Annotated in this window: 16 protein-coding genes and 1 pseudogene; 10 read left to right on the plus strand and 7 right to left on the minus strand. The window is 64.2% G+C overall.

The features are described from left to right. Positions 1 to 38 precede the first annotated feature (38 nt). Positions 39 to 1298, plus strand: a complete 1260-nt coding sequence (locus NLM25_RS22320; RefSeq protein ID WP_254138407.1) for an FAD-dependent oxidoreductase — start codon at positions 39 to 41, stop codon at positions 1296 to 1298. Positions 1299 to 1477: 179 nt separating this feature from the next. Then, a complete protein-coding gene (locus NLM25_RS22325; RefSeq protein WP_254119077.1) occupies positions 1478 to 2245 on the plus strand; it encodes an outer membrane protein in 768 nt (255 codons plus the stop codon). Positions 2246 to 2359: 114 nt separating this feature from the next. Here the strand turns inward: NLM25_RS22325 and NLM25_RS22330 are convergent, their stop codons facing one another. Both NLM25_RS22330 and NLM25_RS22335 read right to left on the minus strand, forming a co-directional pair. Further along, entirely contained in the window at positions 2360 to 3130 is a 771-nt protein-coding gene (locus NLM25_RS22330) for an SDR family NAD(P)-dependent oxidoreductase (protein WP_254119079.1), read from the minus strand. A gap of 21 nt (positions 3131 to 3151) precedes the next feature. Beyond that, positions 3152 to 3337, minus strand: a complete 186-nt coding sequence (locus tag NLM25_RS22335) for a hypothetical protein (protein WP_254138408.1) — start codon at positions 3335 to 3337, stop codon at positions 3152 to 3154. A 138-nt stretch (positions 3338 to 3475) separates the two neighbouring features. Between NLM25_RS22335 and NLM25_RS22340 the strand changes: the two genes are divergently transcribed. After that, on the plus strand, positions 3476 to 4108 hold the full coding sequence (locus tag NLM25_RS22340) for a hypothetical protein (RefSeq protein ID WP_254138409.1): 633 nt from the start codon (positions 3476 to 3478) through the stop codon (positions 4106 to 4108). 70 nt (positions 4109 to 4178) lie between these two features. On the opposite strand, the gene NLM25_RS22345 is transcribed toward NLM25_RS22340, so the two are convergent. Together NLM25_RS22345 and parE are read right to left on the minus strand one after the other, a co-directional pair. Then, positions 4179 to 4961: an outer membrane protein gene (locus tag NLM25_RS22345; protein WP_254138410.1), complete on the minus strand. Its 783-nt coding sequence runs from the start codon at positions 4959 to 4961 to the stop codon at positions 4179 to 4181. A gap of 381 nt (positions 4962 to 5342) precedes the next feature. Continuing rightward, the gene (gene parE, locus NLM25_RS22350) at positions 5343 to 7388 is read right to left on the minus strand and encodes a DNA topoisomerase IV subunit B (protein ID WP_254138411.1); all 2046 of its coding nucleotides are present in this window, start codon (positions 7386 to 7388) and stop codon (positions 5343 to 5345) included. A 28-nt stretch (positions 7389 to 7416) separates the two neighbouring features. On the opposite strand from parE, the gene NLM25_RS43915 reads away from it, so the two are divergent. Next, positions 7417 to 7548, plus strand: a complete 132-nt coding sequence (locus NLM25_RS43915) for a hypothetical protein (protein WP_256570727.1) — start codon at positions 7417 to 7419, stop codon at positions 7546 to 7548. A gap of 109 nt (positions 7549 to 7657) precedes the next feature. After that, positions 7658 to 8188, plus strand: coding sequence for a DedA family protein (locus NLM25_RS22355; RefSeq protein WP_254119088.1), 531 nt, complete (start codon positions 7658 to 7660; stop codon positions 8186 to 8188). 40 nt (positions 8189 to 8228) lie between these two features. On the opposite strand, the gene NLM25_RS22360 is transcribed toward NLM25_RS22355, so the two are convergent. Further along, a complete protein-coding gene (locus tag NLM25_RS22360; RefSeq protein ID WP_254138412.1) occupies positions 8229 to 9230 on the minus strand; it encodes an MBL fold metallo-hydrolase in 1002 nt (333 codons plus the stop codon). Here NLM25_RS22360 and NLM25_RS22365 point away from each other — a divergent pair. The 5 genes and pseudogenes from NLM25_RS22365 to NLM25_RS22385 all read left to right on the plus strand — a co-directional run bounded on the left by NLM25_RS22365 (position 9229) and on the right by NLM25_RS22385 (position 13095). After that, positions 9229 to 9606, plus strand: a complete 378-nt coding sequence (locus NLM25_RS22365) for a hypothetical protein (RefSeq protein WP_254138413.1) — start codon at positions 9229 to 9231, stop codon at positions 9604 to 9606. The genes NLM25_RS22360 and NLM25_RS22365 overlap by 2 nt on opposite strands. Before the next feature lie 37 nt (positions 9607 to 9643). Further along, entirely contained in the window at positions 9644 to 10327 is a 684-nt protein-coding gene (locus NLM25_RS22370) for an FMN-binding negative transcriptional regulator (RefSeq protein ID WP_254138414.1), read from the plus strand. After that, a pseudogene (gene argC, locus NLM25_RS22375) lies at positions 10327 to 11377 on the plus strand (N-acetyl-gamma-glutamyl-phosphate reductase). Before NLM25_RS22370 ends, argC (NLM25_RS22375) begins: the two are co-directional and overlap by 1 nt. 39 nt (positions 11378 to 11416) lie before the next feature. Beyond that, positions 11417 to 12415, plus strand: a complete 999-nt coding sequence (argC, locus tag NLM25_RS22380) for an N-acetyl-gamma-glutamyl-phosphate reductase (RefSeq protein ID WP_254138415.1) — start codon at positions 11417 to 11419, stop codon at positions 12413 to 12415. A 92-nt stretch (positions 12416 to 12507) separates the two neighbouring features. Beyond that, positions 12508 to 13095: a bifunctional 2-polyprenyl-6-hydroxyphenol methylase/3-demethylubiquinol 3-O-methyltransferase UbiG gene (locus NLM25_RS22385; RefSeq protein ID WP_254138416.1), complete on the plus strand. Its 588-nt coding sequence runs from the start codon at positions 12508 to 12510 to the stop codon at positions 13093 to 13095. Positions 13096 to 13121: 26 nt separating this feature from the next. Here the strand turns inward: NLM25_RS22385 and NLM25_RS22390 are convergent, their stop codons facing one another. Beyond that, the gene (locus tag NLM25_RS22390) at positions 13122 to 13988 is read right to left on the minus strand and encodes an ornithine carbamoyltransferase (RefSeq protein ID WP_254138417.1); all 867 of its coding nucleotides are present in this window, start codon (positions 13986 to 13988) and stop codon (positions 13122 to 13124) included. Positions 13989 to 14011: 23 nt separating this feature from the next. Further along, positions 14012 to 14410: an MAPEG family protein gene (locus tag NLM25_RS22395; protein ID WP_254138418.1), complete on the minus strand. Its 399-nt coding sequence runs from the start codon at positions 14408 to 14410 to the stop codon at positions 14012 to 14014. Positions 14411 to 14426 lie beyond the last annotated feature (16 nt).

Raw genomic sequence — 14426 nt, forward strand, 5'->3', positions numbered from 1 at the left:
GCACCGCACAAGGGACTAAAGTTGTAAGCGAGGAGCTGATGTCGGATTCAGATACGCCGCAGCACGCCGTGCGTCACTCCGTGAGAGCCCGGTGTTGCATTGTCGGCGGCGGGCCGGCCGGCATGATGCTGGGTTATCTCCTCGGACGTGCCGGCATCGATGTCGTGGTGCTGGAGAAGCATGCGGACTTCTTCCGGGACTTCCGCGGCGACACGGTGCATCCCTCGACGCTCCAGGTGATGGACGAGCTCGGCCTGATCGACGCCTTCTTGAAGCTGCCGCATCAACGCTTGCAGACGATGGACGGCCTGTTTGGCGGCACCCATGTGCGCATCGCCGATCTCAGAAGGCTCCATACCAAGTACCCGTTCATCGCCTTCATGCCGCAATGGGACTTCCTGAATTTCCTGCGCGAGGCCGGCCAGCGTTTTCCCTCGCTCAAGGTGATGATGAACACGGAAGCCGTCGATCTGATCCGCCGCGGCGAGACCATCGCCGGCGTGCGTGCGATGACGCCGGACGGGCCGATCGACATCGAAGCCGATCTCACCGTTGCCTGCGACGGCCGGCATTCGACCGTGCGCGAGCGCGCCGACCTCAAGGTCGAGGAGATCGGCGCGCCGATGGACGTGTTGTGGTTCCGTGTCGGCCGCAGGGCGGACGAGACCGAGAACCTGTTCGCGCGCGTCGAGCCCGGAAAGATGATGGTCACCTTCGACCGCGGCGATTACTGGCAATGCGCCTATGTCATCGCCAAGGGACAGTACGGGGCGGTGAAGGCGAGGGGATTGCCGGCGCTGCTCGACGACGTCGTACGCATGGCGCCAGTGCTCAGAAACGGCCTTGCCGACGTGAAGAGTCTTGACGATTTCAAGCTGCTGACCGTCGCGATCAACCGCCTGACGCACTGGACGCGGCCGGGCCTGCTTTGCATCGGCGATGCCGCGCATGCGATGTCGCCGGTCGGCGGCGTCGGCGTCAATCTCGCCGTGCAGGATGCGGTCGCGACCGCCAATCTGCTGGCGGACAAGCTTCGGCACGGCTGCCCCTCCGACGACGAGCTCGATGCTGTGCGCCGCCGGCGCGAGTTTCCGGTGAGGATGACGCAGCGCATGCAGGTGATCGTGCAGAACAACATCATCAGCGGCGCCTTGCAGGCCGGCGAACGGCCGCTGAAGGTGCCGCTGATCGTGCGCCTGATCACCGCGCTGCCATGGCTCCAGGGCATTCCGGCGCGCCTGCTTGCAATCGGCGTGCGGCCCGAGCACGTGCAGTCCAAGGCAGCGCCCGGATCGTAACGGAGCAATTCAATAGGGATAATGCCGCGTTAAATCGCGCGTGGCGCGTTGCGCGCGTGCAACAGCGCAGACGGATTCACAGCGCACCGATTGCCAATCCGGCGTCTTAACTTTCTTGATTCAAATTTGAGTAAGACCTGCGTGTGAGCGTGCACCCATCAAAGGACACGGGGTGTACCATGCGTAACAAATTGATTGCTGCCTTCGCCTGCACGACCGCTCTGGTTTCGACCGGCGCTGCCTCCGCCGCCGATCTCGGTGCGCGCTACACGAAGGCGCCCGCTTATGTCGAGCCGCTGTTCAACTGGACCGGTTTCTATGTCGGCGGTCACATCGGTGGCGCATGGACCAACGAGCAGTTCATCAACAACGGGACCGGCGCGCTGTTCGGCGATCTCGTTCCGGGCCAGGGCTATCGCCAGCGTGGCGCCGGCATCATGGGCGGCGCCCAGATCGGCTACAATTGGCAGGCCAACAACTACGTGTTCGGCATGGAAGGCACGATCTCCGGCCTCGACAACAAGGGCACGGTCGTGAACACCGCCTTCGGCGCCGCTGACGATATCTTCACCTGGCGCGCCAACGTGCTCGCGACCGTCGTCGGTCGCGCCGGCTTCGCCGTGCAGAACAACCTGTTCTACATCAAGGGCGGCTATGCCGGCGTGAACAACCGTCTCAACGTCAGCGACACGGTCGCCCCGTCGACGGGCAGCGGCGGTCAGACCCACTGGGCCAACGGCTGGACCGTCGGCGCCGGCTGGGAATACGGCATCACCCGCAACTGGATCGTCGGTCTCGAATACAACTACGCGGCCTTCGGCAGCCAGACCTATCAGCTCGGCGGCACCTCGGGGAATTACACCTTCGATGCCAAGCCGCGTGACATCCAGTGGGCCGTCGTGCGCGCGAGCTACAAGTTCGACGCGCCGGTCATCGCCCGCTACTGAGACGCCAACGAACGACTAAGCAGCTGTAGAAGACGATCACTACCCAAATTTGAAAGCCCCGGCATCGCCGGGGCTTCTTTTTTGCGTGCAAGCTTTCTGCGTGCAGGACGGCCTTCAGGCCATCACCGAGAACCCGCCGTCGACGGGGATTGCAGTGCCCGTGACGAAGTTCGAGGCGGGCGAGGCGAGGAACACGGCGATGCCGGCGAAGTCGTCGATGTCGCCCCAGCGTCCCGCGGGCGTGCGCGCCAGCACGCGCTCGTGCAGGCCGGACACCTGCTGCCGCGCGCCGCGCGTGAGATCGGTGTCGATCCAGCCCGGCAGGATGGCGTTGACCTGGATGTTGTCGGGTGCCCAGGCATTGGCGCAGGCGCGGGTGTACTGCACGATGCCGCCCTTGCTGGCGGCATAGGCCGTCGCGAAGCTCGCGCCGAAGATCGACATCATCGAGCCGATATTGATCACCTTGCCGTTGCCCGACGCCTTCAGTGCCGGATAGGCCAGCTTCGAGCACACGAAGGCGCTGGTGAGGTTGGTGTCGATCACCTTGTTCCATTCGTCGAGCTCGAGCTCGTGCGGCGGCTTTCGGATGCTCATGCCGGCATTGTTGATGAGGATGTCGATACGGCCGAGCTCCTTCACCACGCGGTCGATCATGGCCGCGACCGCCGCCTTGTCGGTGACGTCGGTGGTGACGGCAATCGCCTTGACGCCGCGCGCCTTGAGGTCGGCGACGGCGGCAGCCGACTTGGCTTCATTGCGTCCGACCACGGCGATATCGGCGCCGGCGTCGGCGAGCCCGTGGGCGAGGCCAAGCCCGATGCCGCCATTGCCCCCTGTGACGATCGCGACTTTGCCGCGGAGATCGAACCGGTTGGATGTCATATTCGTATTCCCTGGTTTCTTCTATTGGTTGCTCTGCCAGATCAGGACCAGCCCGAGGCCGGCCATGGCTGCGCCATAGCCGGCCCATTGCAACTGGTCGATCATGAAGCTCGACCGCGGCCAGGGGACGGTGCCCGTGCCCTGTCCGATCCAGAGCAGCCCGACGGCGAGCGCAAACAGGCCTGCGATCAGCAGAAATCTGCGCATGCAATCCTCCCATCGGTCAGCTTCTGTCGCGGCCCACGGCATCAACGATCGCCACGGGTCGCGAAAACTTCCCGCCAGACTAGCCGTAGCTTCGGTTTGGATACAATGGCTGCGGATGCAGGACCGCTGGGAGGACCCATGTCCGTGCGCAAGATGTTCGCAGGTACCGCGGCTGCGATCGCACTGATCGCGGTCTATGCCGTCATTCCGCGTCATGCGGATCTGCGGGCGTTCGATCCCGCCGAGATGGCGCGGCTCGAGACCGCGATGTGGCGCGACTATTACGACAAACGCCACGCCGCGCTGTTCTTCCATCTCTACGATTCGACGCGGACGCAGTTCGGCTTTTCTCCGCTCAAGAGCCTGCAGATCGTGCTCAGCGCCGCCGGAGCCGCCAGGACGTTCCAGCCGACGCGGTCTCGCCGGGAAGCCGATGCGGCCCTGCCGGCCCTCGTGGCGTACTACCGGGATTTCGCGCCGGCCGCGCCCGTGGCATTCGACGCGGAGCAGGCCGCCCGTCTCGAGCTTGACTGGTGGCAGGCTCGGCGCGAGGCGGTCGGCCCGCGCGATTATGGCCTCACCATCGCGCGCGTGGCGGCGCTGACCTACGGCAAGAACGCGGACGATTCAGGCATCAGGCAGTTCGGCATGGCGCGGGCAGAGGCCATGGCGTTCCGCGATGCTCGGGGCGGGGCCATTCGCCGCTGCCGACTGGGCGAAGATCGAGAGCCAGCTTGGAGAGGCGTACCGGTCGCTGAAGGCCAGCGTTAGCCGCTGACGGCCCCAAAACGAAAAAGCCCCGGACAATGCCGGGGCTTTGACGTCTGAAGATCAGGTCAGATCAGTACTTCGCGACGACCGGACCGGTCCAGTTAAAGCGGTAGACCAGCGAGGTCGAGATCGTCTGGTTCCAGCTGTTGGCGCGGATGCTCTGGCCGACCGGGAGATTGCTGACGTCGAACAGCTCGTCCTGGGTCTTGGCGTTGTAGAAGGCAGAACGATACTCGGTCTTCATGAACCAGCCCGGCGAGTTGATGCCGAAGAAGTTCAGGCTATTCTCGACGCCGCCACCGACGAACCAGCCGTTGCGGTTGTAGCTGTTGAGGTGGGCACCGACCGGGACGCCAGCGAGGTCAGTGAAGTTGGTCTGGCCAAAGTGGGCGCCCGAGTAACCGCCGTTGACGTAGGTGAGAACGTTCGGAGCGGCCAGCCAGCCGAGGCGCACACCAGCGGCCCAGGAGGTTTCCAGCTTCTGGCTGCCCGTGATATTGTTGCCCGGATCCTGGATGGTGGCGCGGATGCTGCCGAACTGACCGTCAGCGAACACACCAGCGACCCAGGTGCCGCTGAACTGCCAGTCGTAACCGGCGCCCACGGTGCCGAACCAGCCCGAGCCGCCCTGGCGCTGGGTGATCGTCAGCGGGGTGCCGCTGACAGTGTCGACAATCGACTGATCGGCATTCGAGAGGCCGCCACCGCCGCCGCCGAAGATGTAGAAGCCGGTCCAATTGGCGACGGGCGCCGGCATCGGAGCCTTCACATAGGGACGGGCCGCGAGGTCGGCCGCCGAGGCCGAACCGGTCATCGCCGCAACCGCGGTCAGAGCGAGTAAAATCTTCTTCATTTTAAAATCCCCAACCTTTGGTCTGTCTGGCAGGCGCGAGCGCACTGAGTCCGTGTGATCTGATGCCCGGACTATAGACGTTTCCCGCCGAAATGCTGTTGCCGGACAGGCACAGTCGCCGGGAAACGCCACACAGTAGGGATTTCGGCCACGATTGCTGAAATCCAAAATAGTCGAATATTTTCAATATATTGCGTCATTTTCTGAAGGTCGGCTTCTGGTAACTTCTCGTTAGCAAATCCGGCTTTGTCCGAAATGGAAGCAATCCTGCCTCAGCCTTGGGGGCAGTGAGTCGCTGGCCGAGTCGCTGACCGGATACATCCTGCTGCAAACGAAAAAGCCCCGGAGCTGAGCCGGGGCTTTTGACGGTAGGGCGCCACCTCAGACGTCGAGCAGTTCCTCGCTGGCAAACTCGGCCTTGTCCGAGATGAACGCGAAGCGCGCCTCGGCCTTGGTGCCCATCAGCCGCTCCACCGAATCCGCGGTGGTGTCGCGATCGTCGGCGAGCAGCACCACCTTGAGCAGCGTCCGCTTGCTCGGATCCATGGTGGTTTCCTTGAGCTGCGCCGGCATCATCTCACCAAGGCCTTTGAAGCGGTTGACCTCGACCTTGGCGTTGGCGTTGAACGCGCTCTTGATCAGCTCTTCCTTGTGTTTGTCGTCGCGCGCGTAGACCGACTTCTGGCCGTGGGTCAGCTTGTACAGCGGCGGCACCGCGAGGAAGAGATGTCCTTCGTCGATGAGCCGCGGCATCTGGCGGTAGAAGAACGTGATCAGCAGCGATGCGATGTGCGCGCCGTCGACGTCGGCGTCGGTCATGATGATGATGCGCTGATAGCGCAGATCCTCTTCGCGATAATGCAGGAGCTGGCCGCAGCCGATCGCCTGCACGAGGTCGGAGAGCTGCGCGTTCGCCGTCAGCTTGTCCTTGCCGGCGGAGGCGACGTTGAGGATCTTGCCGCGCAGCGGCAGCACGGCCTGGGTCTTGCGGTCGCGCGCCTGCTTGGCGCTGCCGCCTGCCGAGTCGCCCTCGACGATGAAGAGCTCGGAGCCTTCGGTGCCGGCATCGGTGCAGTCGGCGAGCTTGCCGGGCAGGCGCAGCTTCTTGCCCGCGGTTTTCCGCGCGGTCTCTTTCTCCTGTCGCCGCCGCAGCCGCTCCTCGGCGCGGTCGATCACGAAGTCGAGCAGCCGGTTGGCCATGTTCGGATTGCCCGACAGCCAGTGGTCGAACGGGTCCTTCATCGCCTGTTCGACGATGCGCTGCGCTTCGGCGGTGGCGAGACGATCCTTGGTCTGGCCCTGGAATTCAGGCTCGCGCACGAACACCGAGAGCATCACGGCCGCGCCCACCATCACGTCTTCCGAGGTGATGGACGAGGCGCGCTTGCCCTGGCCGACGCGCTCGGCGTGATCCTTCAGGCCGCGCAGCAGCGCGCTGCGCAGGCCGGATTCGTGGGTGCCGCCATCGGGCGTCGGCACGGTGTTGGTGTAGGAGGACAGGAAGCCGTCGGCGTCCGCAGTCCAGGCGACAGCCCATTCGCACGCGCCATGCGCGCCGTTGCGGCCCGACTTGCCGGAGAAGATGTCCGGATGCACCAGCGTGTCGGCATGGATCGCAGCCGCGAGATAATCCTTGAGGCCGCCGGGGAAGTGGAACGTCGCTTCCGCCGGCACGTCCTCGACGCCCTTGAGCAGCTCGGGCGCGCAATTCCAGCGGATCTCGACGCCGCCGAACAGATAGGCCTTCGAGCGGGTCATCTTGAACAGGCGCTGCGGCTTGAACGCGGCCTTGGCGCCGAAGATGTCGGTGTCGGGCTTGAAGCGCACGCGGGTGCCGCGGCGGTTGTTGACCTTGCCGAGGTCCTCGAGCTTGCCCTTGGGGTGGCCGCGCTCGAACGTCATGCGGTAGAGTTTCTGGCTGCGCGCGACTTCGACCTCGAGCAGCGAGGAGAGGGCGTTCACCACGGAGATGCCGACGCCGTGCAGACCGCCGGAGGTCTCGTAGACCTTGGAGTCGAACTTGCCGCCCGAATGCAGCGTGCACATGATGACTTCGAGCGCGGACTTCTTCGGGAATTTCGGATGCGGATCGATCGGGATGCCACGGCCGTTGTCGATCACGGTCAAAAAGCCGTCCGCGCTCAGGTCGACGCCGATGAAGGTCGCGTGCCCGGCCAGCGCCTCGTCCATCGAGTTGTCGATGACTTCGGCGAAGAGGTGATGCAGAGCCTTCTCGTCGGTGCCGCCGATATACATGCCCGGCCGGCGCCTGACCGGTTCCAGGCCCTCGAGGACCTCGATATCGGCCGCGGTGTAGTCGGCTTCGCCGCCGCTCCCGCGCGATGCCGTCTTGGCGGGCGCCTTGGTCTTCGGCTCATCACCGCCGAAAAAATCGTCTTTTGCTTTGGGCTTCAACTGCTTGGACATATATCTTGATGTGCTTTGAGGGCCGCGCATGCGGCGAATCGGTTCGGGCGACTATGCCACGGCTGGCCTGCAAAGGTCACCGCAGGTCGGCCGGCCGGTGTGGGTGGGAGCCAATCCCGGCGATTTTACGCCGCAGGCCCACGAAATCCCGGCAATTTGACCCCTTGGCCCCGTTTGGGCCGGGCTTTGTGACTTGATGTCACACAAGCCCTTGGCTTACCAGTCTTTTTATCTGACAGGACCGTGACGGGGCGGGAAGGCTATCTGGAATGGAGCAGTTTGCGCACGCACTCGCCGACTTCGTGCGTGCTCACCAGGCTTGGGCGGCCCCCATCGTGTTCCTGCTGGCCTTCGGGGAGTCGCTCGCCTTCATCTCGCTGCTGGTCCCGGCCTGGGGCGCGCTGGTGGCGATCGGCGCGCTGATCGGGGCAAGCGGAATCAGTTTTTACCCCGTATGGATCGCCGGCGGCATCGGCGCTGCACTCGGCGACTGGGTCTCCTACTGGTTCGGCTACCGCTACAAGGAGCAAGTCGCGCAGATGTGGCCGCTCTCCCGCTATCCGGAACTCCTGCCCAGGGGCGAAGCCTTCGTGCGCAGCTGGGGCGTGCCCAGCATCTTCATCGGCCGCTTCTTCGGCCCCTTGCGCGCCTCGGTGCCGCTCGCCGCCGGCATCTTCGAGATGCCCTATTGGAGCTTTCAGGCCGCCAATTTCATCTCGGCGCTGGTCTGGTCCGCGGCGCTGCTTGTGTTCGGCGACGTGATTGCCAAGGTCATGGAATGGATCTGGAGCGTCATCTGACCGGGCAGCAGGGCCGCCCGGCCAGCTTATCGGGCGAAGCCTAGAGCGAGGCGTTCCAGATCGACGGGATCCAGCGATAGCCCGAGCCGTCCTTTTCCTTCTCGACGCGGACGAGACCGGGGAAGGCGGCATGGAAGGCCTGGATCGGCATCTTCTCGGCAATCGCCATGTCGTACAGCTTGCGCCGCGTCTGCTGCGCCAGCGGCTTGTCGACGTCGGAGGCGATGTTCCACTCGGGATGCTTCACGAACAGGAACGCAGCACCCGCCGTGATGTCGACCTGCACCAGCACCTTCTCGGAGCCCGAGGCGACGATGAAGGAGTTGTGCCCCGGCGTGTGGCCCGGGCTCGCCACCGAGGTGATGCCTGGCGCGACCTCCTTGCCGGCCTCGTATTGCGTGACCTTGCGGCCGAGCGCGTCGAACACGCGGCGGATGTTCTTGAAGTTGCTCTCGAGGATCGGATTGCCGGTCCCCTTGCTCATCTCGCCATCGTCCATCCAGAACTTCCATTCCGCCGCAGGCACCAAGATTTCGGCGTTCGCGAAGGCCGGCTTGTTCTCGGCCGCGAGCAGGCCGTTGATGTGGTCGCCGTGGAAATGCGAGATGATCACGGTGTCGACCGCGGCACGGTCGATGCCGGCGGCGGCGAGATTGTTGTGGAACTGGCCGACCTTGCCCTTGGTCTGTGTGAACTGGTCGGGCCCGAGGCCGGTGTCGATGACGACGAGCTTCGGCCCGGTGTTGACGACCACAGGGTTGAAAGTGTGGGTGACCTTGTCGGTCGGCAGATGGTTTTCGGCGAAGATCTTGTTGATGTCGTCCTTGCTGGCGCCGGCGGCGTAATTGTCGGGCAGGTTGACGGTGGTGACACCATCGCAGACCACCGTGACCTGGTGGCTGCCGACATTGTAGCGGTAGAAGCTCGCGTTCTGGGCTGCGGCCGGGGGCGCGGCGGCGCTCGCGGGTGACGTCTTCACGAAGGGCAGGAGCGCCGAGGCGGCGGCGCCGGCCAGCGTTGCGCGACGGGTGATCTCGGTCATGACGGTGTCCTGGGTTGCATTGCGAACGAACGGCACGGACCGGCGTAGTTGCAACGTGCCGGTCACTCTCGGGAACCCCCATTGCTACTGGAAATTCCGCGGCACGCAGATGACATCCGTGCGGCATCTCGCCGTCACCAGTGCGGCGTCTCGCCGTCACCGGTGCGGCATCCAGCCCGCACGCGCTGCTGATTTGGACTTGACCCTGGAACCCGCCGGCTTTATAGCCGCGCGCCATGATCAACGCCGCGACCATCCTGTTCGCCCGTCGCCGCCGCCGCTCTTTAGCGGTTTGGGCGGTCGATCGCGTTTGAGATCATCGTCTTTGCCGCTGGATCCGATCCGCGGCATTCTTTCTCCTGTCAGCGCGATCTGATCCGGCGGCCCCCAAGGAGGCCCAGCAGGAGACCACGATGTACACGCCACCCTTTTTCAAGCAGGACCGTGCCGCGAGCCTGAAATTCGCAGAAGAGCGCGGCTTCGGTACGATGTGTGCCTTCGACGGCCACAAGCCGGTCGCCTCGCTGCTGCCGTTCTACCTGACCTACGCCGCTGACGGCACGCCGCAGGCGGCCTTTCATGTCGCCCGTCACAATCCGCTGCTAAAGCTGGCGGATGGCTCGGCGTCCTGGCTGCTCGCGGTCAACGGCCCCGATGCCTATGTATCGCCGGACTGGTACGTCTCGCCGGATCAGGTGCCGACCTGGCTCTACCAGTCGGTGCATCTGAGCGGGCCGGTGCGGCTTCTGTCGAACCACGAGCTGGCGGTGCAGATCGACACGCTCAGCGACAAGTTCGAGACCTGGTTGCTGCCGAAGAAGCCGTGGACGTCGGCGAAGATGACGGCCGGACGGCTCGAGACGATGAAGAAGGCGATCGTGGGTCTGGTCATGACGGTTGAGGAGGTCGAAGGCAGCTTCAAGCTCAACCAGCACAAGTCCGACGCCGATTTTGCCGCGATCGCGAGCGCCCTGGGCTCGCAGGCGGATGCGGACTCGCGCACGATCGCAGGCCTGATGCGCGAAGCGAGACCGTTGGCCTTCGCAACAGACACGGTACAAACACAGCAAGCGATTACGCCTGAAGGGGGCGTGTGATGAGCATGAAGAAGAAGATCGGCATTCTTGGCGCGTCCGGCTACACCGGAGCCGACGCGGTGCGCCTGCTGGCGCGGCATCCGAATGCCGAGATCACGGCGCTCACCGCCAACACCCATGCGGGCAAGGCCATGAGCGAGGTATTTCCGCACTTCTTCATGCTCGACCTGCCAAAACTCGTGGAGTGGGAAAAGGTCGACTGGACCAAGCTCGACGCGGTGCTCTGCGGGCTGCCGCACGGCACCACGCAGGAGATCATCGCGGCCGTGCTCAAGGCCAATCCGAAGATCAAGATCCTCGACATGTCCGCGGATTTCCGGCTGCGCAACAAGGACACCTATGCGCAGTGGTACGGCCATGAGCATCGCGCGCTCGAACTGCAAGGCGAGGCTGTCTATGGGTTGACCGAATTCTACCGGGAGAAGATCACGTCCGCGCGGCTGGTCGCCTGTCCCGGCTGTTATCCGACCGCGGCGTTGCTGGCGCTGGTTCCGCTGGCGAAGGCCAAGCTGATCGACGTGGATGACATCATCATTGACGCGAAATCGGGCCTGACCGGCGCCGGCCGCGGGCTGAAGCAGAACACGCTGTTCAGCGAAGCGGGCGAGGGGCTGTCGCCCTATTCGGTCGGCACTCACCGGCACGCGCCTGAAATCGAGCAGGAAATCAGCCTCGCTGCGGGCTCAGCGGTGACGGTGAATTTCACGCCGCATCTGATTCCGATGGCGCGGGGCGAGTTCTGCACCTCCTACGTCAAGCTCAACGGTGCAACGCCCGACGATCTGCGGGCGGCGCTGCAGAATGCGTACGCCAGCGAGCCGTTCGTGCATGTCGCCAAAAAGGGCGTGCTACCGCAGACGCAGAACGTACGCGGCTCCAATTATGTTCAGATTGGCGTCGTCGCCGACCGCATCAAGGATCGGGGGGATCGTGCTTTCGACGCTCGACAATCTGGTGAAGGGCTCGGCCGGTCAGGCGATCCAGAACATGAACCTGATGTTCGGATTTCCTGAAACCGCGGGGCTGGAGCAGATCGCGCTGTTTCCATAAGCGCGGCGCCGACACGAACAAGCTCGAAAGGAGCGTGCCATGAGTCTTTCTGATACCAGTATCGTCAACACCAAACAGGCCCCGACCACCGGCGCGGCCAAGAAGCCCGCCACCGTCTTCGTCGACGGCGGCTCCGGCACCACCGGGCTCGGCATCAACGAGCGGCTGAAGCTGCAGAACGACGTCGTCGTGAAGACGATTGCCGACGACAAGCGCAAGGACCCCGCGGCCAAGAAGGCGCTGATGGAGGAGGTGGATCTCGTCATCCTCTGCCTGCCCGACGATGCCGCCAAGGAAACGGTGGCGCTGATCGACAGCATGGGCCCATCGGGTCCGAAGGTGCTGGACGCCTCGACCGCCTACCGGGTTGCGCCTGATTGGGCCTATGGTTTTGCGGAGCTGGCTCCGGACCAGGCCGGCAAGATCAAGGCCGCAAAGAAGGTCTCCAATCCCGGCTGCTATCCGACCGGCGGCATCGCGCTGCTGCGGCCGATCGTCGATGCCGGCCTGTTGCCGCCTGACTATCCCATCAGCGTCAATGCGGTGAGTGGCTATTCCGGCGGCGGCAAGTCGATGATCGCAAGCTTCGAAGACGGCAGCGCGCCGTCCTTCGAGCTCTATGGCCTTGGCTTCGAGCACAAACATCTGCCGGAGATGCAGCTCTATTCGAACCTGACGCGGCGGCCGATCTTCATCCCGTCGGTCGGCAATTACCGGCAGGGCATGCTGGTCTCGGTGCCGCTCCAGCTCGACACGCTGCCGGGCAAGCCGAGTGGGGCGGATTTGCAAGCCGCGTTGGCCAAGCGCTACGTGGGCTCGAAATATGTTTCGGTGATGCCACTTCAGAACGAAGCGTCAAAGGGCGGCCGGATCGAACCGGAAGCGCTCAACGAGACCAACATGCTCGAGCTCTACGTCTTCGCCAACGACAAATATCACCAGGCGGTGCTGGTCGCGCGGCTCGACAATCTCGGTAAGGGCGCATCCGGCGCGGCCGTGCAGAACATGCGGCTGATGCTGGGTTTGCCGGAGGAGTAGGGAACGTCGGTGCCCCGGACGCAGCGCAGCGGTTCATTGGCGGTGCGCTGCGAAGCCGGGACACGGCAGAAGAGTGCCGATGCGAGTCCGCCATGGATGAGACCACGCTGAAATTCTACCGGCAGAACGCCGAAGCCTATGCCGGCTGGGCCAAGGCGCCCTCGACGCGGCTGCGCGGCTTCCTCGCCCTGCTGCCATCAGGCGGCGCGATCCTCGAACTCGGCTGTGGTGCCGGCAATCATTCGGCGGTGATGCTGGCCGAAGGGTTTTCGGTGCATGCGACCGACGGCTCGCCCGAAATGGCCGAGATCGCGTCGCGACGGCTCGGCCATCCCGTCGAGGCGATGCGGTTCGACGAGCTTGATGCGCACGAGGCCTATGACGGCGTCTGGGCAAGCGCCTGCCTGCTGCACGTGCCGCGCGGCGAGCTCGCCGGCATCCTCGCGCGGATTCATCGCGCGCTCAGGACGTCAGGCGTGTTCTACGCCAGTTACAAGATGGGCGAGGACGACGGCCGGGACAGTCTCGGCCGTTATTACAATTATGCGTCGCCCGAGTGGCTCGAAACGACCTACGCCAGCGCGGGTCCCTGGATCACGCTGACGTCGGATACCAACGTGATCCAGAGCTTTGACGCGACCCCGGCGAACATGCTGCATCTCGTCGTGCGCAAGGCCTGATCTCCAGCCACCTTGACCACGACCCGCTATGCGGCGACCCATTCCAACAGCGCGTTTTGCGCGTGGAGCAGGTAGGCCTTCGCCACCGTGCTGCTGCAGGCGCGATGCGACATCGCATCGGCGCTGACCTCCTGACCTCTGGTCACGGGCGGGCAGGGCAGGAAAATGACGTCGGGGCGGCATCTGTCGAGGAGCGATGCCGATAGCTGGTAGTCAAGGAGTTGATCCGCGCGTGCGCCATCAGGCCAGCAATCCGTGATGATCACATCCGCATCGAACAGGGCATCCAGGCTGGTGCTCGCCGTGAAGTTCGGGCTCGCGATGTCCTTGAGATGCCAGTCCTCCGGATAGATCTGCGTTACCTGGAGCGGCAGCGAGATCGAGGCTTCGACCCATGACCTCAGGATGTTCGCGGCAGGCGACACCCCGACGACTTTCAGGCCGTCGAGCCCGGCTCTCTTGCTCGCGACATAAGCGAGATCGCCGAGCGTTTCGCAAGGGTGGTTCGATCGCGTCCTGGCATTGACGACGGGAGCCCTGGCGTTCGATGCAAGCTCGCGCAGGGTCGACAAGTCCCGGGTGCGGACGACCAGGATGTCGAACCAGTTGTCGAGATATCCGGCCAGATCAGCCGTCGTTTCGTGGATATTGAACCTGATCGGAGGTTGAACACAGATGCCTCCCATGGCCCTCACGCCGAGATCGAAGGCCGTCGTATTCCGCCATCCGCCGTCATCGGCGATGAGCGCCACACGCCTGCCGGTCAGGCTCTGGGGCATGGCGCGGCTATTCCACGCAGCCGCGAGCACCTGCGCGCGGTCAACGATGGACTGGATCGTGTCCGCGTTGAGGTCGTGAAACTGGACGAAGTCCCGGCTGGATTCGCTACGCATTGCCGAGCGTTGCGCGCGCGTGCTCAGAACACCTTGAAGATCGCCAGCGCCAGCACGGCCTGCGCGAGGAAGCCGACGGTGAAGGCCAGCGTGCGGAAAACCGGGATCCCGAGGGCGTAGACGATCAGGTGCGCGACACGCGACCAGAAATAGACGGTGCAGGCGAGCACGGTCCATTTGGAGGAATAGTCGATCGCGTTCAGGATCAGCACCAGTGGCGCGAACAGCACGAGGTTCTCGACCGCGTTGTCATGCGCGAACATCAGGCGGTTCGCCCATTCGGCTTGCGGCTTGTCGGCGCGCGAGGGATTGGCCAACGCGCCGCTGAGACCGCGAACCTGGCAGCGGTTGATGGTGTAGGGGATCCAGAGAATTCCGGTCAGGATCACCGTCAAGGTCAGCCAGAACAATTCACGCGTCATAACCCGGTCCCCTCTG

Source organism: Bradyrhizobium sp. CCGB01 (assembly GCF_024199795.1).
In the GTDB taxonomy this organism is placed as follows: domain Bacteria; phylum Pseudomonadota; class Alphaproteobacteria; order Rhizobiales; family Xanthobacteraceae; genus Bradyrhizobium.

Bases quoted from the DNA above. Each gene is read 5' to 3' on its own strand.
- NLM25_RS22370 (WP_254138414.1), top strand. From the start codon at position 9,644: ATGTACACGCCACCCTTTTTCAAGCAGGACCGTGCCGCGAGCCTGAAA.
- NLM25_RS22360 (WP_254138412.1), bottom strand. From the start codon at position 9,230: ATGACCGAGATCACCCGTCGCGCAACGCTGGCCGGCGCCGCCGCCTCG.
- argC (WP_254138415.1), top strand. From the start codon at position 11,417: ATGAGTCTTTCTGATACCAGTATCGTCAACACCAAACAGGCCCCGACC.
- NLM25_RS22385 (WP_254138416.1), top strand. From the start codon at position 12,508: ATGGATGAGACCACGCTGAAATTCTACCGGCAGAACGCCGAAGCCTAT.
- parE (WP_254138411.1), bottom strand. From the start codon at position 7,388: ATGTCCAAGCAGTTGAAGCCCAAAGCAAAAGACGATTTTTTCGGCGGT.
- NLM25_RS22335 (WP_254138408.1), bottom strand. From the start codon at position 3,337: ATGCGCAGATTTCTGCTGATCGCAGGCCTGTTTGCGCTCGCCGTCGGG.
- NLM25_RS22395 (WP_254138418.1), bottom strand. From the start codon at position 14,410: ATGACGCGTGAATTGTTCTGGCTGACCTTGACGGTGATCCTGACCGGA.
- NLM25_RS43915 (WP_256570727.1), top strand. From the start codon at position 7,417: ATGCGGCGAATCGGTTCGGGCGACTATGCCACGGCTGGCCTGCAAAGG.
- NLM25_RS22345 (WP_254138410.1), bottom strand. From the start codon at position 4,961: ATGAAGAAGATTTTACTCGCTCTGACCGCGGTTGCGGCGATGACCGGT.
- NLM25_RS22325 (WP_254119077.1), top strand. From the start codon at position 1,478: ATGCGTAACAAATTGATTGCTGCCTTCGCCTGCACGACCGCTCTGGTT.
- NLM25_RS22390 (WP_254138417.1), bottom strand. From the start codon at position 13,988: ATGCGTAGCGAATCCAGCCGGGACTTCGTCCAGTTTCACGACCTCAAC.
- NLM25_RS22365 (WP_254138413.1), top strand. From the start codon at position 9,229: ATGACGGTGTCCTGGGTTGCATTGCGAACGAACGGCACGGACCGGCGT.
- NLM25_RS22330 (WP_254119079.1), bottom strand. From the start codon at position 3,130: ATGACATCCAACCGGTTCGATCTCCGCGGCAAAGTCGCGATCGTCACA.
- NLM25_RS22355 (WP_254119088.1), top strand. From the start codon at position 7,658: ATGGAGCAGTTTGCGCACGCACTCGCCGACTTCGTGCGTGCTCACCAG.
- NLM25_RS22320 (WP_254138407.1), top strand. From the start codon at position 39: ATGTCGGATTCAGATACGCCGCAGCACGCCGTGCGTCACTCCGTGAGA.
- NLM25_RS22340 (WP_254138409.1), top strand. From the start codon at position 3,476: ATGTCCGTGCGCAAGATGTTCGCAGGTACCGCGGCTGCGATCGCACTG.